Raw genomic sequence first — 20492 nt, forward strand, 5'->3', positions numbered from 1 at the left:
CAGGCTTCCGAACTTCACCCCATGCGGCAGCCGCCTCCGTCAGCCCCCGCCCTCCCCCAGAGCGGCCAGGACCCGCCGCTCGATCGCCGCTTCGTCCACGCCCAGGTGGGCCAGCAGCTCGTCGTCGGGGCCGGACTCGCCGAAGCGGTCCGGCACGCCGACCCGGTGGACGGGCATCGGGTGCCGCTCGCCGAGACACTCGGCCACCGCGGCCCCGAGGCCGCCGATGACGCTGTGCTCCTCGGCCGTCACCACCGCCCGGCAGCGGGCGGCGACGTCCACCACGGCCTCCTCGTCCAGCGGCTTGACCGTCGGCACGTGGAGCACCGCGGCGCCCACGCCCCGCCCGGCCAGCCGACCGGCAGCCTCCAGCGCCCGGGCCGTCATCGTGCCGGTGCTGACGATGGCCACGTCAGTCCCCGGCCGGAGCAGGACCGCCTTCCCGGGCCGGAACCGGTACCCCGCGGGGACCACCGGCGGCACGGCGTTCCGGTAGAGCCGCAGGTACACGGGGCCGGGGATGTCCGGCAGCATGCGGGTGACCTGGGCGGCCTCCTCCGCATCCCCCGGCACGATCACGGTCATGCCCGGCAGCGCCCGCATGACGGCGATGTCCTCCACCGAGGCGTGGGTACTGCCCCCCTTGGAGACCGCGAGCCCGCTGTAGGAACCGACCACCTTCACCGGCAGGCCGGTCTGGCAGACGGAGACCCGGATCTGGTCCAGGGCCCGGCAGACGGCGAAGGCGGCGAAGCTGTTGACCACCGGCACCAGGCCGCAGGCCGCCAGCCCCGCGGCGACGCCCACCATGTTCTGCTCGGCGATGCCCACCTGGATGTACCGATCGGAATAGAGCCGGCCGAAGCCGTCGCACCGGACCGAGTTGCCCAGGTCCGCGTCCAGCACCACCACGTCGGGCCGCAGCCCGCCCAGTTGCGCCAGAGCCTCGCCGTACGCGTCCCGCATCGCCACCGTCACGGTCTCACCCCCAGTTCCGCGAGGGCCTGCTCAGCCTGCTCCCGGGTCAGCGGGTGCGAGTGCCACTCCGGCCGCCCCTCCATGAAGGAGACCCCGCGCCCCTTCACGGTGTGGGCCACCACCAGCAGAGGCCGCCCGTCCGCCGGCCGGTCCAGGGCGGCCGCGAGGGCGGAGACGTCGTGTCCGTCCACCTCCCGCACCTCCCAGCCGAACCCCCGCCAGCGGCCGGGCAGCAGGTCGGGCGGGTGTGCACCGGTGGTGGAGCGGGTCTGGGACAGCCGGTTGAAGTCCAGGATCGCCGTCAGCCCGGTCAGGCGCAGCTCGCCGGCCAGCATCGCCGCCTCCCACACCTGGCCCTCCTGGATCTCGCCGTCCCCCAGCAGGACGTACGTCCGCCAGCCCTCCCCCCGGATGCGGGCGGCCAGGGCCATGCCTACGCCGGCCGAGAGCCCCTGGCCCAGGGATCCGGTGGACATGTCGACCCCGGGCGTCCGGCGCATGTCGGGGTGTCCCTGCAGCCGCGACCCCAGGGCGCCGAAGCCGGCCAGCTCGTCCGGCGGGAAGTAACCCCGCTCCGCCAGGGCGGCGTAGTAGGCCAGCGCAGCGTGGCCCTTGGACAGGATGAACCGGTCGCGCCCAGGCCAGTCCGGCTCCTCCGGCCGGATGCGCAGCGTGTGGAAATAGAGTACGCTGAGGATTTCGGCCGCAGACAGCGACCCGCCCAGGTGGCCGCTCCCCAGGCGCAGGACGGTGCGGATCACGTGGACGCGGATGCGCTTCGCGATCTCGGTGAGCAGCGGAACGTCCGGCGCAGTCACCTAGGTCACCTCCCCTTCGCCGGGTTCCGACGGGGGCGCCGAGACCGACCGGATCAGCCGGAGCACTTCCGCCACGTCGGCGGCGGTGTGCAGCGCCTCCACCGACTGCGGGTTCGCGAGCAGTTCGGACAGCTCCATCAGGGCCTTCAGGTGGGTCTCGTTGTCGATCGCCCCGAGGCAGACCACCAGCCGGACCGGATCGTTGTCGGGGTGGCCGAAGGGCACCGGCTTCCGCAGCCGGACCAGCGACATGCCCAGCCGGAGCACGCCGTCGCCCGGCCGGGCGTGGGGCAGGGCGAAGCCCGGACCCAGCACGATGTAGGGACCATACTCCCGGGCCGTCCGGACCATGGCGTCCACGTAGCGCGGCTCGGCCAGGCCGGCCCTCACCAGCAGGTCGCCCCCCGCCCGGATGGCCTCCTCCCAGTTCTGCGCGTCCACGTCCAGGGCGATCGTCTCCGCGGTCAGCAACTCACTCAACACGGGCTGTCTACCTCTCCATGCCTCAGATTGCAGCGCCATGACCGTGCGGCGGACCCTGGCGACGTCGTCCTCCCCCAGAAGCGGCGAGACCCGCACCACCGGCAGCCCGCAGGGGGGCACCTGGCAGGTGGCGACGACCAGGTCGTGGGGATCCTCCGCCAGCACCTCCCGCACCCGGAAGGCCGAGACGACGCGGCCCGGCTGAATCTCCGGCAGCAGCGACCGGATCCGGGTCACCAGCAGGGCGGAGGTGCCGACGCCCGAGCTGCACACGATGAGCGCGCGGGGAACGGTCCGGCGGCGCAGCTTCTCCCGCTCCAGGGCGGCGGCGATGTGGATGGCCAGGTAGCCGATCTCCGGCTCGGGCACCGTCAGCCCCCAGATGGCGGAGAGCGCGCGCCCCACGTCCTGCGCGGCCAGGCACGCGGCCGGGTACTTGGCCTGCACCTCGTCCAGCAGCGGGTTCTCCACCGCCTCGCCCCGTCGCAGCCGCTCGGCGATGGGCCGGAGGTGCAGCGCCAGCCCCATCAGGAACTCCCGGTCCTGCCGCAGGCCGATGCCCAGCCGGGTCTCCACCAGGACGGCCATCTGCTCCGCCAGCTCCAGGTCCGCCGGGTGCACGATGTCCCTGCCCGGCGCCGGGTTCACTGCCCGGGTCGCCTCCAGCTGCAGGGCAAGCCAGGCCGCCTCGGTGTTGGGGATGCGGACGCCGAAGCGGGACTCCAGCGCCCGGCAGATGGCCTGGGCCTCCCGCCCCCAGGGCGACGACAGCCCCCGGGAGACCTGGTCCGGGCTGTAGGACAGCGTATGCCCGGCCTGCAGGCGGCTGAGCATCACCGCCACGCAGATGGACAGCTCCGGCGCGCCCAACTCCCGCAGCAGGTCGCCCAGCCGCCCCCACGACACACGGGGCACCAGCGGCCGCAGGAGCGCCTGCAGCGGTGCGGCGTCGGGATGCTCTTCCAGCAGCATGGCCAGCTGGGCCTCGTCGGCCAGCTCACCGACCAGGTCCACGATGGCCCGGCGCCAGTGGGGCTCGGCCCCCCGCAGGCAGATGCCCGCGTGGCCGCGCGCCAGCGCCAGCCCGCGGCGGGAGGCCCAGGACTCCGCGGTGGCCAGGTCGGTGTGCACCGTGGACTTGCCGACCCCCAGCCGGTCCGCGAGCACGCTCAGCCGCCGCGGCGCGTCGTCGCTGAGCAGCATGAGGAGGAGCCGGCGGATTCGCTCCCGCGGCGAGGGGATGTACTCGCTGGGCGGCGGCCCGCCGGTCATGAGCCGGTCCAGGTGCCGGCGGACCCGGTCGGTGTCCCCCTCCAGGTGGTAGCCGACGCCGGCCGTGCTGACCAGGCGCGCGCCGTGGGCCGCCACCCAGTCGCAGAGCAGCTCCAGGTCGTAACGGACGGAGCGCGCGGGGTAACCCAACAGCCGGCCGATCTCCGCGGCCGGAAGCGGTCCGTTGGCCGCCAGGAGCAGCCGCAGCAACCGCTCGCGCCGGTCGTTGAGCACGGGCCCTCGCCTCCCTTCCCGCCTTTCGCGCGACAAATATTCGGAGTTGACGCACCAGCCCCCTGCCCTTCCGCCGTACCGCTTTTGTCATCTTCGCCGTGCCAAAACGCGAACGCCGCGGCTCAGGCGGCGTTCGTTTCCGTTCACCGCCTGAGCCGCGGGTCCAGCACGTCCCGCAGCCCGTCGCCGAGGAGGTTGAAGCCCAGCACCGCCAGCATGATCGCCAGCCCCGGGAAGGTGACGACCCACGGCGCCAGCTGGATGTAGACCTGCGCCCCCGAGAGCATCGCCCCCCACTCCGGCGCCGGCGGCTGGGCCCCGAGCCCCAGGAAGGAGAGGCCGGCGGCGTCCAGCATCGCCGTGCCGATCGAGAGCGTGGACTGGACGATGAGCGGGGCCAGGGCGTTGGGGAGGATGTGCCGCCAGAGGATGCGCCCGTGGCCGCCGCCGGCCGCCCGGGCGGCCTGGACGAAGTCCTGCTCCTTCAGCGAAAGCACCGACGCCCGCACCAGCCGGGCGTAGACCGGCATGCCCACGATGCCCACGGCGACCATCGCGTTGGTCAGGCTCGGCCCCAGGATCGCGGTGATGGCGATGGCCAGCAGGATCGAAGGGAAGGCGAGCAGGATGTCGATGACCCGCATGATCAGCAGGTCGAGCCAGCCGCCGAAGTAGGCGGACACGGCGCCGATGATCGTACCCGTCGTCAGCGAGATGCCCACCGCCACCAGCCCCACCTGGAGCGAGATGCGGCTGCCGTGGATGATGCGGCTGAGGATGTCCCGCCCCTGCTCGTCGGTGCCCATCCAGTGCGCCCGGGACGGCGGCTGGAGCATGTCGGAGAGCCTGCCCCGGATCGGGTCGTAGGGGGCGATGACGTCGGCCAGCAGCGCCATGAGCACGATGAGCAGCACGATCGTGCCGCCGAGCACCGCCGCCCGGTGGCGGAGCAGCCGGCGGAGGATCCCCGGCGACCGCCCGCTCATGACGGGATCGCCCCCCGGAGGCGGCAACACGCCCCGTCCCGGGTGGCCCGCAGCCGGCGGTGGCTGCGCCCCTTCCAGCGGCCCCACCTGGGCCGGATGCGCCTGGGCCCCCTGCATCATGACGCCTGGAGCCACAGGCGGCGCGCCCTGCGCCGGGCTCGGCGGGCCGCCTACGGCTGGCGTGCGCGGATCGATGACGGCCATCTCGTCGCCCCCTCCCTACTGGTAGCGGATGCGCGGGTCGATCAGCGTGTAGATGACGTCGACCAGCAGGTTGACCAGAATCATCGCCAGGGTGATCAGCAGGATGCCTCCCTGCACCACCGGGTAGTCCCGGGCGCTGATGGCCATCACGATGTAGCGGCCGATGCCGGGCCAGGAGAAGATGGTCTCCGTCAGCACGGCGCCGCCCAGGAGCAGCCCCACCTGCAGGCCGATGATGGTGACCACCGGCAGCAGGGCATTCTTCAGCGCGTGCCGGAAGTTCACCCGCCAGTTGGGCAACCCCTTTGCCCTGGCGGTGCGGATGTAGTCCAGGTTCAGCACCTCCAGCATGGAGGAGCGGGTGATCCGGGCGATGATGGACAGCGGGATGGTGGCCAGGGCGATCCCCGGCAGGATCAGGTGGCGCAGACCGGTGACGAAGACCGTCCAGTGCCCCCGCACGAGGCTCTCCAGGACCACGAACTGGGTGGCGCCGTCCCAGATCATCCGGGCGTCGAGCCGTCCCCCGGCGGGCAGCCAGTGCAGCCGCACGGAGAACAACATCATGAGGACCAGGCCCAGCCAGAAGATCGGCATGGAGACCCCCACCAGGGCCGCGGCCATCACGCCGTAATCCAGCAGCGAATTGCGCCACACGGCGGAGACCACGCCGGCCAGGATGCCCAGGACCGAGGCCAGCAGCATGGCGAAAATGGCCAGCTCCACCGTGGCGGGGTAGCGGGCCATGAGCTCCGCCGTCACCGGCTGGCGGCTCTGCAGCGACACGCCCAGGTCGCCCCGCAGCACGTCGCCCAGGAAGGTGAAGAACTGCACGTAGAGCGGATCGTTGAGCCCCATCTGCTCACGCAGGGCGGCGACCGCCTCCGGCGAGGCCCGCTCGCCCAGCATCAGCCGGGCGGGGTCGCCGGGGATGGCGCGCATGAGCACGAAGATGACCACCAGCACCCCCAGGGCGGTGGGGATGGCCAGGCCGATCCGCTTGGCCAGATAGCGGACGATAGCGATCCCTCCCTGTGTGCCCGGAGGGGGGCGGCAGACGCCGCCCCCCTGCGGACTGCTGCGACATTCCCGTTACGGCAAGGAGACCTTGGCCAGCGACTCGGAGCCGGTCGGGTTGGGCACGTACCCGGTGATGCCCTTGCGGACGGCGATGGGCACGCGGGTGTGCATGAGCGGGACCCACGGCGCGTCCTCCATGATCTTCACCTGGGCCTCCTCGTACAGCCGGGTGCGCTCCGCCTGGTCGGTGGTCTGGCGGGCCCGGATAAGGAGGTCGTGCACCTCGTCGTTGACGTAGAAGGCGATGTTGCCGGCGTCAGGCGTGACGGCGTTGTCCTTGTCCAGTAGCACGTAGAGGAAGTTGTCCGGGTCGCCGTTGTCGCCCGTCCAGCCCAGCAGGGCCATGGTGTGCTCGCCCATGCCGGTCTTCTCGAGGTAGGTGCCCCACTCGTAGGTCACGATCTCCGCCTCGATGCCCACCTCGCGCAGGTAGTTCTGGATGGCGACGCCGATGCGCTCCGGCTGCGGCATGTACGGCCGCGGCACCGGCATGGCCCAGAGCTCGGTCTTCAGCGGGTTGTCCGGCCCGTAGCCGGCCTGGGCCAGCAGCTCCTTCGCCTTCTCGGGATCGTACTCGTACTTGGGCACGTTCGGGTTGTGGCCCCAGACCGAGGGGGGCAGCGGCGAGACGGCCGGGATGCCCATGCCGCCGTAGAAGGCGGTGTTCAGCTCCTCCTTGTTGATGGCGTGGTTGATCGCCCGGCGGATCAACACGTTGTCAAACGGCGGCTTCTGGGTGTTGAAGGCCAGGTAACCGATGTTCATCGGCGGCCGCTCGATGATGTCAAACTGGCCCGTGGCCTGGATCGTGGGCAGGAAGGCGGGCTCCACGCCGTCCATCACGTCCAGCTCGCCGGCCTGCAGGGCGACCAGGCGGGCGTTGTTGTCCGGGATCGACCGGTAGATCAGCCGGTCGATGGCCGGCTTGCCGCCCCAGTAATCCGGGTTGGCCTCCAGCACGATGCGGTCGCCCTTGGTCCAGGAGACGAACCTGAAGGGACCGGTGCCCACCGGATGATCATTGAGCCGCTCGGGGTTCTCCTGCAGCGCCTTCGGGCTGGCAATCGCGAAGGGCACCATGGCGATGTCCTGCAGGAACGAGGCCTGTATGTTCTTCAGGACAAACTTGACCGTGTAGTCATCGACCACGATCACGTCCTGGATGTTCGAGGCCTCGTCGAAGCCGCCGAACATGTAGCTGTAGTACGGGAACTCGCCACCCACGTGCAGCGGGTCGGAGGTGTTGCGCCACCGGTCGAAGTTGATCTTCACGGCCTCCGCGTTGAAGTCCGTGCCGTCGTGGAACTTGACGCCCTGGCGGAGCTTGAAGGTCCACTCCAGGCCGTCGGGGCTGGCCTCCCATTCGGTGGCCAGCACGGGAACGACCTCCGTGCTGCCCGGCGCGTAATCCAGCAGGCCCTCGTAGATCTGGTGCGTCACCTTGAGCGACTCACCGTCGGTCACCTGAATCGGGTCCAGCGAGACCGAGTCGCCGCCGCGGCCCCAGACGAGCACCTTCTCCTGGGCGGCGGGCTGCTGGGGCGCAGGCGTCGTCGAACCGCCGTCCTGCGTGCTGGGCGTCGTGTCGGTCTGGCCCCCGCTCTGCGAGCCGCCGTCAGTGCCGCTGGGCGAGGAGCTGCCGCACGCGGAAAGCACCAACGCCGCCGCGAGGAACAGGCCGACCGCCCACCGGAACCGCTTGGTGCGAACCCCCATGAGCCGAATCCCTCCCTCTGTGTGTGCCGGGCCCGGTGCCCGGGATTGACTCATTGAAATTGGACGCGGGGGCCTGCTCCTCCTCTTTGACAACTCTCTCTATATGGAATCTTCAATGAACCCAGAGCGTTGTGCCGATACGCGCAGGGCCAGGTCCGGCGCATCGTGCCGCCGAACCTGGCCCCGGTCCTGTTCCTGCGCCTGGCAGGGCCCGCCCCGCACCAGCGCCGCCGAGGATCGCTTACGCCCCGCCGTAGCGCCTCACGATGCCCTGCCCCAGCTCGAGTACGGCCTGCCGCAGCTCCGGCGGCTCCAACACCTCCGCCCGGCCGCCGAAACCGGCCAGCCAGCGGGCGAGTTCGCCCGTGCCCCGTGCTTCCATGCGGAGAATCACCGCCCCGCCTTCCTCCTCCTCCAGCCGCTGGGAAGGATGCCAGATCGTCTCCCGCACCAGCCTGGCCACCTCCCGGTCGAACCGGACCCGCACGTGCATCAGCGGCCCGAACTCGATGCCCCAGACGTCGCTCAGGAACCGCTCCAGGTCGAAGTCCGGGGGCCGCTCGAAGGTGGTGCTGAGCACCTGCGCCTCCAGGATGCGATTCGCCCGGAAGATCCGGACCTCCCGGCGCAGTTCGCAAAAGCCGATGAGGTAGAGCGCCGTGCCCCGGTAAGCCATCCCGTAGGGACGGACGACCCGCTCGACGGGCGCATCGGCGTGGAGGGACTGGTACAGGATCCGGAGGGGGTGCGGCCCCTCGACCGCGGCGCGGCAGGCGGCCTCCACGTCCGGGGACGGCGGGAGGGAGTAGGCCTGGATGGGATCCACCACCAGCGTCCGGTCGAGGCCGGTGGCCAGCTCCTGCTGCGCCGCCGGCAACACCGCCAGCAGCTTCTCCCAGGCGCTGCGGGCGGCCGTCCCCCCCACCGGACGCTTCCGCTGTCCGAAGTCCAGCGCGGCCATGAGCGCCAGGACCTCCTCCGGCTGGAACTGGATCGGCCGGACCTTGAAGGTGTCGAGGACCGCGTAGCGGCCGCCGTCCCGCACGATGGGCACGCCCATGCGCTCCAGAAACTCCAGGTCCCGGAAGACGGACCGGCGCGTCACACCGAAGCGCCGGGCCAGCTCATCCACCCGGGGCCTGCCGCCTCCCATCAGGACCGTGAGGAGCTGGAAGCGGCGCTCTGCGGCTCTTGCGGATCCGGTGGCCATGGCTCATCCCTCCAACCTAAGGCAATGCTGCACCCGGTGACCTGCGCGAGTCCCGTCCCATGACGCCGCCGATCTATCTGCGCCTGCCGGGCGTTATGTAACCCGGGCCCCACCGACGCATACGCTGTGGTGGAGGGATCCATCATGACGATGCCTTTCGGCTGGGGCCGGGACGACGACTGGTGGGACGACGACTGGGACGGCATGGGCCGGGGCAACCCCTGGCGGCGGCGCCGCCGTCGCCGGCGCTTCCCGTCCTTCGGCAAGTTCCCGTTCCAGAAGTTCAACAAGTTCCCGTGGGGCAAGTCCCCCTGGGGGAAGTGGGGCAAGCGCTGGTAGTCCGGGCGAGCCCGGACAGATACCGTTGCGCGCAGGGGCCTGCGGCAGACGCGGGCCCCTGTGGCGCGCCCCCCTACCGTCCCCGGCGCCGGCGCAAGCCTTCCTGGCGCATGCGCTTGCGCACGTCGGTGTCGTACGGGGCGGCGGCGATGGCCTCCGCCTGGGCCCGCAGGGCCCTGGCCTGCTCCAGCGCATGGCTGTCGCCCCCGGCAGCCTCCGCCTCCAGGGCCTCTGCGGCCGCGAAGAGCCGCATAGCCGCCCCCTGCAGGTCACCGCCGTCGGCCAGTTCCACCGCCTCGTCCCAGGCCGCACCGGCCTGGCTGAGCCGCAACTGGCGCATCACCGTCTCGTCCGGCGGCTCGCCGAGGCGCGCGGGGTCGTCCGTGACCTCCAGCGACACGTCAGCCTCCAGCGTGCCGGGCCGGCCCCCGGCAGCCGCGGGCAGGTAGTGGAGCGCCACCCGCCCCAGCTTCCCGCCGGCCGGCGGCGCGGCCACCGACAGCCGCACCAGGACGTGCTTCACCTCGCCGGCGTACAGGTCGGGGAGCGAAAGCGCCGCCCGGAGCGGGGTTCCCTGCGACCGATACCCCAGCACCCCGCTCACCGCCACGCCGGATTCCGTCTCGATGATCAGGTGCAGCCCCTGGACGGCCACCTGCAGCAGCCCGTGCAGCTCCTCCTGAAAGATGCGGGGGATCTGGTCGGGGTTCGCGATGTAGTGGAAGTTGCCGCCGCCCGCCTCCGCCAGGGCCACCAGCAGGTCCTCGCTGAAGTGCGGGCCAACCCCCATCGTGCTGACGGCGAGCCCCTTCTCCCGCCATGCCCTGGCCCATCCCGCCAGCACGTCGGGATCGGTCACGCCGACGTTGGCCAGCCCGTCGGTCATGAGCAGCACGCGGCTGACCCGCCCCGGCCCCGCGTGCGGCCGGATCTGCTGCATACCCGTCGCCAGGCCGCCGCTCAGGTTGGTGGTGCCGCCCGCGGTGATGCCGTCCACCAGGAGCCTCACGGCGTCCTTCTGGACGACTGGCTGGCTGGGGAACGGCACGTGGACCTGGTCGTCGTAGGTGACGATCGCCAGCCGGTCCTCCTCGGCCATCTGGTCGACCAGGAAGCGCAGGGCCTGTTTGGTGAAGTAGAGCGCAGCCCCGGCCATGGAACCGGAGCGGTCCACCACCGCCGCGAGGTTGAGCGGCGGCCGGCCCTCCGGCGCCGGCATCCGCGGCGCCTTCACGGTGACGAGCAGGTAGACTTCCCCGCCGGACGGGCTGATGCAGGTGCGGTCCAGCTGGGTGCAGAGCGTAAGCGCCTGGGTCATGCGATCGACCTCCCTCCGCACCCAGGGTCGCGCAGGGGGGTGACAGCGTGATGTCACTACCCGCGCTGCAGAATGCGCACGTCCTCCGCACCGTGCCAGCGGGCGAACGCGTACAGGGCCTTCTCCAGCGAAGTCTCCAGCCCCCGGCGGTCGACCCCGTCCAGTTCCAGCTGCAGCCGGTTCACCACCAGCACCCCGTTCTCCCGGTCCAGCTTCGGGTCCAGCCGTCCAATCAGCCTGTCGCCGTAGAGAATCGGCATGGCGTAGTAGCCGAACCGGCGCTTCGCGGCCGGGGTGTAGACCTCCCACGTGTAGTCGAAGTCGAAGAGGTCCTGCAGCCGCTCGCGCCGCCACAACAGGTTGTCCAGCGGCGCCAGGAAGCGGACGGTCCGCCGCGGCTCCCAGTCCCCGGCCACCTCGAGGCAGGGCCGATCCTCCGCGAGGGCGAAGTAGCGCCGCCGCACGCCGTCGACCTCCACCTCGACCCACTCGCCCTTCGCCACCTTCTCCGCCGCCAGGGCCCGCCGCCGGGCCGAGGGGTAGCTCTGCCAGCCGAACCGGAAATCGCCCAGATCGACCAGGCGGTAGGCCCGCATGTACTTGTCCAGCAGGAACCGCTGCCATTCGGCCTCGCCCGCGCCCACGTCCGGAGTGGACCAGGGACGGGAGACGTCGACCCCGGTGAGGACGGGGCTGTCGCCAGGGAGTGCGCGGCGCTCGCCTTCCCCGCCGCCGCCCTCCCCGCGCGCGCCTGCGCCATGAGCGGAATCGCCGGCGCGTTCGGGGCCGGTTTCCTGGCCTTCCGCGCCAACTCCGGCGTGGGCCCGCAGCATCGGCGACCGGAGGTTCGAGAAGTCGCCAGGCAGGTCCGCTGCCACGTTGCGGGGAATCACCCGTTCGGCCAGGTCGTACCACTTCTCGTTGCCCTCCCGGCGGGCCACGAAGACCTCGCCGCCCAGCCACAGGAGGTCGATCGCCCGGCCCGACGCCTTGGACGCCTTGTCCGGCGGGTTGTAGCCCAGCCCCAGCAGCCGCGGCCCGTCGTTCCCCAAGGCGCGGGGCGGCAGCGGCCCCTCCCGGTACAGGCGGCGCAGCACGTCGGTCATGACGTCGGCCAGCGCCGCCCGGGCGGGAAGCTGCCGCGCAGCCAGCATGATCGGCCAGAAGTCCGGCAGGTCCCGCATGGGCAGCACGCAGCGGGCGTTGGCCAGGTATTCGAACACCTGCCCGGCGGCGAACAGCCCGTCCAGGTGTTCCGGCCGGTAGCCGCCGACCCGGTTGCGCAGGACCAGGTGGTGGTTGCGCTCCACCACGGCGATGGGGTCCAGCTGGACCGCCTCCAGCCGCTCCAGCGCCCGCAGGAGGCCGCTCCGGCCCCTGAGCTCCTTCGCCCAGGGCTGAATGACCCCGGGCACCTCCAGCAACCCCTGCGCATACAGCAGGAACCGGCGGGCGGCCGCCTTGGAGACCCGAACGCGCACGAGCCTTCCTCCCTTCGCCGATGTCCGGTGTAACCCTCGGCATGCTTCTCCAATCTGTTCGCCTTATCGAACAGCCGTTCCTGCTTTCCGCGGACTGTTTGCCCCCTCCCGCCGGGCCCCTGGTGCCGCCGCGGAGCCCCTCTGCGGCGACGCACGCCGGTCCGGTGCTCGCCCCGGACTGACGCCTCCTGATGCGCCCGGCCTTGACGACTCCTGGTCAATGCGATATGCTGTCGATGTATTTCTAGACGAAACGAGGTCATGTCTAGTGAGTCCGGAGGCCCTGCTGAACGCTGCCACCCTCGCTGACCTGAAGCGCGGGTACCTGGAGTCGACCGACGCATACACGTGCCTCTGCTGCGGCGAGCGCGTCGAGAAGGGCGTGGTCTACCCGGTGGGCGACCGGCTGTTGGAGGCCGGCCGCTACATCCAGCAGCACATCGCCGAGGCGCACGGGTCGGTGTTCGCCCATCTGGTCGCGCTGGACAAGCAGGCCCACGGCCTGTCCGACCTGCAGCGCCGGCTGCTCACCCTCTTCTACGAGGGCAAGAGCGACGAGGAAATCAAGGCGCTCTTGGGCGCCGGGTCGCTCTCCACGATCCGGAACCACCGTTTCATCCTGCGGGAAAAGGAGCGGCAGGCCCGGATCTTCCTGGCCATCATGGAACTCTTGCACGAACGCCAGTCCACAGGCGGTGCGACCGGCGCGCACGGAGGGAAGCGGTCCCGCTCTGGCAAGGCCCCCGCCGATCAGAGATCTGCCGACGACGCCATCCTGGCCCGGTACTTCCCCTACGGCCCCGAGGGGCCCGTGCAGCACTTCAGCACCGCCCCCCTGAAGCACAAGCGCATGATCGCCGCCGTGGTGGCGCAGCGCTTCACCCCCGGCCGCACGTACAGCGAACGGGAGGTCAACGCGGTGCTGGAGCCGATCGTCGAGGACTATGTGCTGCTCCGCCGGTGCCTTGTGGAGTTCGGCTACCTGAAGCGGCTGCCGGACGGCAGCCAGTACTGGCGCGGCGACGTCGATGAAGAAGGGATGAAACAGGTGGACCGCAGGAAGGAGTTGAAGCGGCTCGCCCGAGAGGCCAAGACCGAGGGCGGGGTCTATCAGGTGCGCAACACTCGGAACGGGATGGTCTGGATCGGGGTGACGCCCAACTTCCGCACCCTGAACGGGCAGCGGTTCCAGCTGGAGATGGGCTCGCACCGGAGCCGGGAACTGCAGCAGGCCTGGAACGAGTACGGCCCGGACGCTTTCGTCTTCGAGCCGCTGGAGGCGTTGGAGGTGCCGGAGACCGGCCCCTTCGACCGGGATGCGGCGCTGAGGAAGCTGAAGCAGAAGTGGCTGCGAGAGCTGCAGCCCTTCGGCAGCCGCGGGTACAACCTGCCCAGCGAGCTGGAGGAGGAGACCCCGTAGCCCTGCGGGGTCGCGCAGACGGGCCGGTGCTTCCCCACGCACCGGTCCGTCTGCGTGCTCTCCGGCCATCTTGTGGCCGACAGCGCCGTTCCGCCTGGCCGCGCGGACCGGCGCTACTCCTCGATCGTCGTCAGATCCCCCGGATCCAGCCCCAGCTCCTGCGCCTTCAGCACCCGGCGCATGATCTTGCCCGATCGGGTCTTGGGGAGCGACGCAACGAAGGCGATCTCCGCCGGCGCGGCAATCGCCCCCAGCTGGTGGCGCACGTGGCCGATGAGGGCCTGGGCCAGTTGCTCGCTGGGCTCGTACCCCCTGCGGAGGATGACGAACGCCTTGATCGCCTCCCCCTTCACCGGATCAGGCTTGCCGATCACGGCCGCCTCACCCACCGCCGGATGGCTCACCAGGGCCGACTCCACGTCGGCGGTGCCGATCCGGTGGCCGGCTACATTCAGCACGTCATCCGCCCGGCCCAGGACGGCGATGTACCCCTCCTCGTCCACGGTGGCCACGTCGCCGGAGGTGTACACACCGGGGACCGTCTGCCAGTACGCCTCGTACCGGGACCGGTCGCCCCAGATGGTGCGGAACATGTGGGGCCAGGCCCCCCGCAGGCAGAGCAGCCCGCCCTTTCCGGGAGCCACGGGCTTTCCGTCGGAGTCCAGCACCTCCGCCCGGATGCCGGGGAAGGGCCTCCCCGCCCGTCCCGGCTTCACGTCCATGCAGGGCAGCGTGCCGATGGTGGGCGCCGCCGTCTCGGTCTGCCACCAGTTGTCCAGCACCGGGCCCCGCCGCTGCATGATGTGCTCGTAGGCCCAGAGCTGGGCCTCGGGGTTGAGCGGCTCGCCGGCGCAGACCATCAGCTTCAGGCTGGAGAGGTCATAGCGCCGGGGGTGCTCCTCGCCCATCCGCATGAACATGCGCACCGCCGTGGGCGCGGTGTAGAGCTTGTTCACCTGGTACCGCTCCACGATCTCCCAGACGATGCCCGGGTGCGGGTAGTCCGGCGCCCCCTCCCGCACCAGGATGGTGGAGCCGTTCACCAGCGGGCCGTAGACCATGATCGAGTGGCCCACGATCCAGCCGATGTCCGACGTGCACCAGTAGATGTCGTTCTCCCGGATGTCGCAGGCGATGCGCCACAGGTGCGTGGTGCCCACCATGTAGCCGCCGTGGGTGTAGGCGGCGCCCTTGGGCTTGCCGGTGGAGCCCGAGGTGTAGAGGATGAACAGCCAGTCCTCGCTGTCCATCACCTCGCAGGGGGTGTCCGCCGAGCCCCGGGTGAGCAGCTCGGCGAAGTCGGTCTCGCCCTCCTGCAGCTCCAGGGCCGGGGTCGCCCGGCGGTGGACCACCACGTGCTCCACCTGCGGGTTCCCCTCCACCGCCTCATCGACGATGGCCTTCAGGTCGATCCGCCTCCCCCGGCGGTAGCCCGCGTCCGCGCAGAGCACCACCTTCGCGCCGGCGTCCTCGATGCGCTGCCGCAGCGCCCCGGCCCCGAGCCCGGCATAGACCACGCTGTGGATCGCCCCGATGCGGGCGCAGGCCAGCATCGCCATGATCCCCTCCGGGGTCAGCGGCATGTAGATGATCACCCGGTCGCCCTTGCCGACCCCCAGTTGCTGCAGGCCCCCCGCCAGCCGGGCTACCTGGCGGCGGAGCATCGCGTAGGTGAAGACCCGCTCCCGGCCGTCCTCCGACAGCCAGATCAGGGCCGCCTTATTGCGCCGCTCGTCGTCCGCGTGCCGGTCCACGGCGTTGTAACAGATGTTGGTCTGCCCGCCCAGGAACCAGCGGGCATCCGGCCCGTCCCCCTCCACCACCCGGTCAAAGGGCCGGAACCAGTGCACCTCCTCCCGGGCCACCCGGCCCCAGTAGGCCGCGGGATCCGCCATCACGGCCTCGTAATATGCCTCGTAGTCGGTCACGTGGGCAGACCGGGCCAGCTCCGGGGGAGGGGCGATGCGCCCCTTCCCCTGGAGCAGCTGGGCAAACTGCGCTTCCATAGACATGCACCCCCGCTAGTCGCCGGTGGCCGGAGCCGCCGCGTCGTGCAGGTGCTTTGGGAAGCGCAGCCGGTCCACCAGGGCCTGGATCTCCTGCCTGGGCGGTGCGGTTGCGAGCGAGATGGCGATGGTGAGCAGGAAGTTGAGCGGCATGCCGAAGATGCCCGCGGCGTTGGGCAGGATGCCGCCGATGGACTGGCCGGTGTTGTAGGACCAGATGATGTAGCCCAGGGTGGTCACCAGGCCGGCGATCATGCCGGTGATGGCGCCGGCGGTGTTGATGCGCTTCCAGAAGATGCCCAGCACCAGGATCGGGAAGAAGGACGCGGCCGCCAGCGAGAAGGCCCAGGCGACGATGTCGGAGATGATGCTGAGCCGCAGGCTGGCGATGTAGGCGGCGATCGCCGCCACCGTCACCAGCATCACCCGGGAGATGGTCAGCCGGGTCCGATCGCTGGCGCTGCGGTTGATCAGCTTGAAGTAGATGTCGTGGGAGATGGCGGTGGCCACCACCATCAGCAGGCCGTCGGCGGTGGAGAGGGCCGCCGCCAGGCCGCCGGCCGCAACCAGGCCCGCCACCACGTAGGGCAGGCCGGCGATCTCCGGCATGGCCAGCACCACCAGGTCGGAGTTGAGCCCGAACTCGGCGTACTCCACCAGGCCGTTGCCGTTGGCGTCGTCAATGGTGAGCAGACCGGTCTTCGTCCACGCCTCGACCCAGCCGGGCAGCGCGTCGATGGGCTGGCCGACGACGTTATGCAGGACCTCCCAGCGGGCGAACGCCGCGTACGCCGGGATGGTGATGTACATCAGACCGATGAAGAAGAGCGCCCAGCCCACCGAGAAGCGGGTCTCCCGCACGTTGGGGGTGGTGTAGAAGCGCACGATCACGTGGGGCAGCCCAGCGGTGCCGCACATCAGGCAGGTGATGAGCGCCAGGAACTGCGCCCGGGTCCAGTCGTTGAACGGCGTGAGGTAGTCCTTGGCGATGCCCAGGGCCGCCTCGGTCGCGGCCACGTCGGTGAGGGCCTTTCCGTACATCAGCTGCGGGAACGGGATGCCCGTGATCTTCTGCGAGACGAAGACGGTCGGCACGATGAAGGCGATGATCAGGATGATGTACTGGGCCACCTGGGTCCAGGTGACGGCCTTCATGCCGCCCAGCATGGAACAGACCAGGATGCCCAGCAGGCCGACGAAGCAGGCGACCCGGAAGTCGATGCCCAGGAACCGGGACATGATGATGCCGACGCCCGACACCTGCGCGATGAGGTACGTACCGGACACGATGATGGCGGCGATCACCGCGACCACCCGCGGGAAGGCGCCCGGATACCGCACGCCGACGAAGTCGGGGATGGTGTAGGCGCCCAGCTTGCGGATGTACGGCGCCAGGAACATGGCCAGCAGCACGTAGCCCCCGGTCCAGCCGACGGTGTAGGAGAGCCCCTCCTGCCCGAGCACGTAGAGCGTGCCGGCCAGGGAGATGTAGGAGGCGGCGCTCATCCAGTCGGACGCGGTGGCCATGCCGTTGAAGATGCCCGGGACGGTGCGCCCGGCCACGTAGTACTCGTCCAGGTTGCCGGTGCGGGACAGGATGCCGATGGTGGCGTAGATGCCGATCGTGAGCACCATGAAGGTCCAGCCGATGGCGCGGCTTCCGATCAGGCCGGCGGACTCCATCAGCCAGAGGACGACGACGAAGACCCCGAAGGCCAGGGTGTACATGCCCCAGATCCGGCCGAGCCGGTCAATTTGACTGAACACGCGCGCTCACCCCCTACTCGTCCACGCCGTACTTCTGGTCGATGGCCCGCATGCGAAAGGCGTAGATGAAGATCAGGATCACGAAGGTGATCTGCGCCCCCTGGGCCCCCATGTAATACCCCAGGGGGAAGCCGGTGAGAATGCGGAACTGGTCCAGCCACTCCGTCACCGCGCCGGCCCCGATCGAGACCAGGAACCAGACCAGCAACAGCTTCACCGCCAGGCCGAGGTTCGCCCGGAAGTGTTGCTCATACCGCTCCGCATCCTTGGGACTCATATCCACTCTCCCCTTTGCCGGTTTTCCGGTTGCGAAGCCGCAACCGGAAAGAATATTTACTCGGAATTCTCATTATTTCCTCTAGTCATGCATCTATGTATACAAGTTCATTATGGAACTTGGGAATGTCTGGCGCCCCCGGCGGCGCCGATGCCCCGCTGGCCACGCCTCTACCCGGGTTCGGGCCCTCCGGGCGCGGGCGCGGCAGAAAGCCGCTCCCGATTGACCAGCGAGGTCACCGATGCCTCCCTCGATGAGATCAAGCGGGGGTACACGGAGAGCGCGCAAACCTAACACCTTCCGCTGCTGCGGGCACCAGGTGGAGAAAGGCGTCATCGACCCGGTCGGCGACCGGCTGTACTATGCCGGGCGGTACATGCGCCACCATGTCGCCGAGGCCCACGGGTCCGTCTTCGCCTACCTGATCGGGCTGGACAAGCTGCAGACTTCCGGCGAGCGGGGCGACAACCTGCCCCGGGAGCTGGAGGACGACGATGATGGCGGCCAGTGAAGCTGAACCCGGGCCCGGGTCCCGGCCAGGCGGCTGACCCCGCGCACTATCTGAACCCCAAGCGCCGCGGTCATCCCAGATTTTGCGCGCAACCAGCGCCACTCCGACCCCGACCATACCCCCCAGGGGTACTTCGGGCGCCGCTCTGCCGTCCTCACCCGGGCCATCACGCGCCGAATCCGGCTTGTCACCCGGACCTCGCGGCGTGCACGCGGGGGCGAACGCGCAAAATCTGCACCTACTGCTGACACGCAGGTGCAGATTCTGCGCGCCACTGGCCCCTCCGAAGCCGCAACAATACCCGCCGGGGTGCCCTCGTCCACCCATACCCCCCAAGAGCGGCAGCGTGCTGCGGACACCGGGCCGGGAAAGCCGCACGCAGCCTCCTCCGCCTGGCCCTGCACAGGCCGCTCACGGCCCGGCAAACGAGGGGGCACACGCCCCGCGTCTGTGCTACAGTAAGGGCAACTCCATCGTTCCAGTTCCCCATTCGGGAGGGATTGCCGATGCTGGTCACCGTGCTGGGCCGGTACTCCCCCTACGCCCCGGTCGGCGGGGCATGCCCCGGCCTGCTGGTGCAGGCCCGCGGCGTCGCGCTCATGCTGGACGGCGGTCCCGGCACCGTCGCCCGGCTGCAGATGCAGGTGCCCGCGGCCCACCTGACCGCCGTGCTCGTCTCGCACCTGCACCACGACCACATCGCCGACCTGCACTGCCTCCAGTACCTGATGGCCGACCAGGCCCCCGGGCGGGAGCCCCTGCCGATCTACGCGCCCGGCGGCGACAACCCCGACCGCCGCTGGCTGGAGCCCTCCAGCTTTGGCGCCAGGTGGGTGCGGCTTCTGCCCCTGCCGGTGGATGAAGGGCTCGCCGTCGGCCCGCTCCGGGTGACCTTCGCCCGGACCGACCATCCGGAACCGTGCTGGGCCATGCGCATCACCGACGGGTGCCGCACGCTGGTCTACACCGCCGACACCGGCGCCGGCGTCGACCTCGCCCCCTTCGCCCGGGGGGCCGACCTGCTCATCGCCGAGTCCACCTTCGTCGCGGCCAACGGGCAGAACCGGCGGGGCCACCTGACCGCGGCCGAAGCCGCCGATCTGGCCCTCCGGGCCGGCGTCGGCCGGCTCCTGCTGACCCACTTCCTGCCGTCCACCCCTGCGGCCGAGGCCGAGGCGGAGGCCCGGGCGATCTTCCCGCCGGCGGAAGCGGCAGTGGAGATGCGGACGTACCCGGTCTGATTGTCGCGGGGCGGGCACCCGCCGCCGGGGATGCATCTTTGGGCCGGGTGCGGCATTCCATGATACCAACCGGTTACAACCAGTGGTGACCTCTGCCTTGGAGGTGGCACCCTTGACGGCGAGCCTCCGTGCGGCGGGTCCCGCGGACCGCCGCCCGGCCCGCAAGCCCATCATCGGCATCACGCCCAGCTTCGACCGGGAGTGCGACCGGCCCCTGATCAGCGGCAGGCCCCTGCTGTACGTGACCCAGGAGAACGTGCGGGCCATCCGGGCTGCCGGGGGGCACGCGGTCATCCTGCCCACGTGCCTCGACGATGAGGACGACCTGTTGGACCAGTTGGACGGCCTCCTGGTCACCGGCACGGAGACGCCCCTCCCCCGGCGGCTGCGCCAGCGCGAGCAGCTCCCCGGCCTCCGGGAGCAGAACCCGGAGCGATACGACTCGGACAGCCGCTGGCTTCGGGGCGCCCTGGCCCGACGGATGCCCGTGCTCGCCATCTGCCACGGCATGCAGATGCTCAACGACATCCTGGGCGGGTCGCTCTGGCCCCGGATCTTCCCGAAGAACGAAAGCGAGCGGCACGCCCAGACCGCGCCGCCGGACCAGCCATGGCACCCGCTGCACGTACTCCCCGGCTCTCTGCTGGCGGCTTCCCTGGGTGTCACGGAGACCATGGTCAACAGCTTCCACGTCCAGGCCGTGAGGCGACCAGGCGACGGCGTGCAGGTCACCGGGTTCTCGGCGGACGGCGTCGTCGAGGCGATCGAGTGCCCCGGCTACCCCTTCGTGATCGGCGTGCAGTTCCACCCGGAACGGCTGGTGCGCAGCAACCCCCACATGCTGAATCTGTTCCGGGCGTTTGTCTCCGCCGCCGCCGCGTACGCCGGGGAACGGTGCGCCGTCTTCTGAGCCGCACCGCAGGGCCCGTGCATCCCCGCGGCCGGCCCCCCGCCAGGGGCGCCGGCCGTTCCCGCGCCGTCGGTGCCATTCCCTCCGCCTTGACAGTGACGCACGAGAGCAATCATAATGTAGGTGATACATTCACCTAGATGATTGACTCCTCTACCAGGGTACGCCCCGTCACGACACCCCCGGCTCTGCGCCGGCGTACGGGCCGGACAGCCGGGGCAGGGCCCGGGTGGGACCCGTC

At 70.5% G+C, this 20492-nt stretch carries 17 protein-coding genes; 5 read left to right on the plus strand and 12 right to left on the minus strand.

Annotation, left to right across the window (positions count from 1 at the left end; translation table 11 throughout):
* Window positions 1–39: 39 nt before the first annotated feature.
* From STH_RS11510 to STH_RS17390, 7 genes are all read right to left on the minus strand, one after another.
* Complete coding sequence (locus STH_RS11510) at window positions 40–978, minus strand: transketolase family protein (RefSeq protein ID WP_011196433.1); 939 nt, start codon at window positions 976–978, stop codon at window positions 40–42.
* Window positions 975–1796: a transketolase gene (locus STH_RS11515; RefSeq protein ID WP_011196434.1), complete on the minus strand. Its 822-nt coding sequence runs from the start codon at window positions 1794–1796 to the stop codon at window positions 975–977. Before STH_RS11515 ends, STH_RS11510 begins: the two co-directional genes overlap by 4 nt.
* Window positions 1797–3785, minus strand: a complete 1989-nt coding sequence (locus tag STH_RS19740; RefSeq protein ID WP_043713976.1) for a BglG family transcription antiterminator — start codon at window positions 3783–3785, stop codon at window positions 1797–1799.
* 143 nt (window positions 3786–3928) lie between these two features.
* Entirely contained in the window at window positions 3929–4975 is a 1047-nt protein-coding gene (gene nikC, locus STH_RS11525; RefSeq protein WP_011196436.1) for a nickel transporter permease, read from the minus strand.
* Window positions 4976–4990: 15 nt separating this feature from the next.
* Entirely contained in the window at window positions 4991–5995 is a 1005-nt protein-coding gene (locus tag STH_RS11530) for an ABC transporter permease (protein ID WP_197525241.1), read from the minus strand.
* Window positions 5996–6067: 72 nt separating this feature from the next.
* Window positions 6068–7771 (minus strand): ABC transporter substrate-binding protein, encoded by a 1704-nt coding sequence (locus STH_RS11535; protein ID WP_070105459.1) that lies wholly within the window; start codon window positions 7769–7771, stop codon window positions 6068–6070.
* 241 nt (window positions 7772–8012) lie between these two features.
* Entirely contained in the window at window positions 8013–8981 is a 969-nt protein-coding gene (locus tag STH_RS17390; protein WP_011196439.1) for a helix-turn-helix transcriptional regulator, read from the minus strand.
* A 144-nt stretch (window positions 8982–9125) separates the two neighbouring features.
* Here STH_RS17390 and STH_RS11545 point away from each other — a divergent pair, with 144 nt between their 5' ends.
* Complete coding sequence (locus tag STH_RS11545; protein WP_011196440.1) at window positions 9126–9320, plus strand: hypothetical protein; 195 nt, start codon at window positions 9126–9128, stop codon at window positions 9318–9320.
* A gap of 73 nt (window positions 9321–9393) precedes the next feature.
* Here the strand turns inward: STH_RS11545 and STH_RS11550 are convergent, their stop codons facing one another.
* The gene (locus STH_RS11550) at window positions 9394–10638 is read right to left on the minus strand and encodes a vWA domain-containing protein (protein ID WP_011196441.1); all 1245 of its coding nucleotides are present in this window, start codon (window positions 10636–10638) and stop codon (window positions 9394–9396) included.
* A 56-nt stretch (window positions 10639–10694) separates the two neighbouring features.
* Window positions 10695–12119: a winged helix-turn-helix domain-containing protein gene (locus STH_RS17395; RefSeq protein WP_011196442.1), complete on the minus strand. Its 1425-nt coding sequence runs from the start codon at window positions 12117–12119 to the stop codon at window positions 10695–10697.
* Window positions 12120–12387: 268 nt separating this feature from the next.
* Here STH_RS17395 and STH_RS11565 point away from each other — a divergent pair, with 268 nt between their 5' ends.
* Window positions 12388–13539, plus strand: a complete 1152-nt coding sequence (locus STH_RS11565; RefSeq protein ID WP_011196443.1) for a DUF2087 domain-containing protein — start codon at window positions 12388–12390, stop codon at window positions 13537–13539.
* A gap of 113 nt (window positions 13540–13652) precedes the next feature.
* Here STH_RS11565 and acs read toward each other — a convergent pair whose 3' ends face one another.
* The 3 genes from acs to STH_RS11580 are packed head-to-tail and all read right to left on the minus strand — an operon-like array spanning window position 13653 to window position 17589.
* Window positions 13653–15545, minus strand: a complete 1893-nt coding sequence (gene acs, locus STH_RS11570; protein WP_197525168.1) for an acetate--CoA ligase — start codon at window positions 15543–15545, stop codon at window positions 13653–13655.
* Between the two features lie 15 nt (window positions 15546–15560).
* Window positions 15561–17312, minus strand: coding sequence for a sodium:solute symporter family protein (locus STH_RS11575; protein ID WP_043713980.1), 1752 nt, complete (start codon window positions 17310–17312; stop codon window positions 15561–15563).
* 13 nt (window positions 17313–17325) lie between these two features.
* Window positions 17326–17589: a DUF4212 domain-containing protein gene (locus STH_RS11580; protein WP_011196446.1), complete on the minus strand. Its 264-nt coding sequence runs from the start codon at window positions 17587–17589 to the stop codon at window positions 17326–17328.
* Between the two features lie 319 nt (window positions 17590–17908).
* On the opposite strand from STH_RS11580, the gene STH_RS11585 reads away from it, so the two are divergent.
* The 3 genes from STH_RS11585 (at window position 17909) to STH_RS11595 (ending at window position 20251) form a co-directional block, all read left to right on the plus strand.
* Window positions 17909–18100, plus strand: coding sequence for a hypothetical protein (locus STH_RS11585; RefSeq protein WP_043713982.1), 192 nt, complete (start codon window positions 17909–17911; stop codon window positions 18098–18100).
* A gap of 506 nt (window positions 18101–18606) precedes the next feature.
* Complete coding sequence (locus STH_RS11590; protein WP_011196448.1) at window positions 18607–19341, plus strand: MBL fold metallo-hydrolase; 735 nt, start codon at window positions 18607–18609, stop codon at window positions 19339–19341.
* A 112-nt stretch (window positions 19342–19453) separates the two neighbouring features.
* Window positions 19454–20251 (plus strand): gamma-glutamyl-gamma-aminobutyrate hydrolase family protein, encoded by a 798-nt coding sequence (locus STH_RS11595; RefSeq protein WP_011196449.1) that lies wholly within the window; start codon window positions 19454–19456, stop codon window positions 20249–20251.
* The last annotated feature ends 241 nt before the right edge of the window (window positions 20252–20492 follow it).

The sequence above is a fragment of the Symbiobacterium thermophilum IAM 14863 genome (assembly GCF_000009905.1).
GTDB classification, from domain to species: domain Bacteria; phylum Bacillota; class Sulfobacillia; order Symbiobacteriales; family Symbiobacteriaceae; genus Symbiobacterium; species Symbiobacterium thermophilum.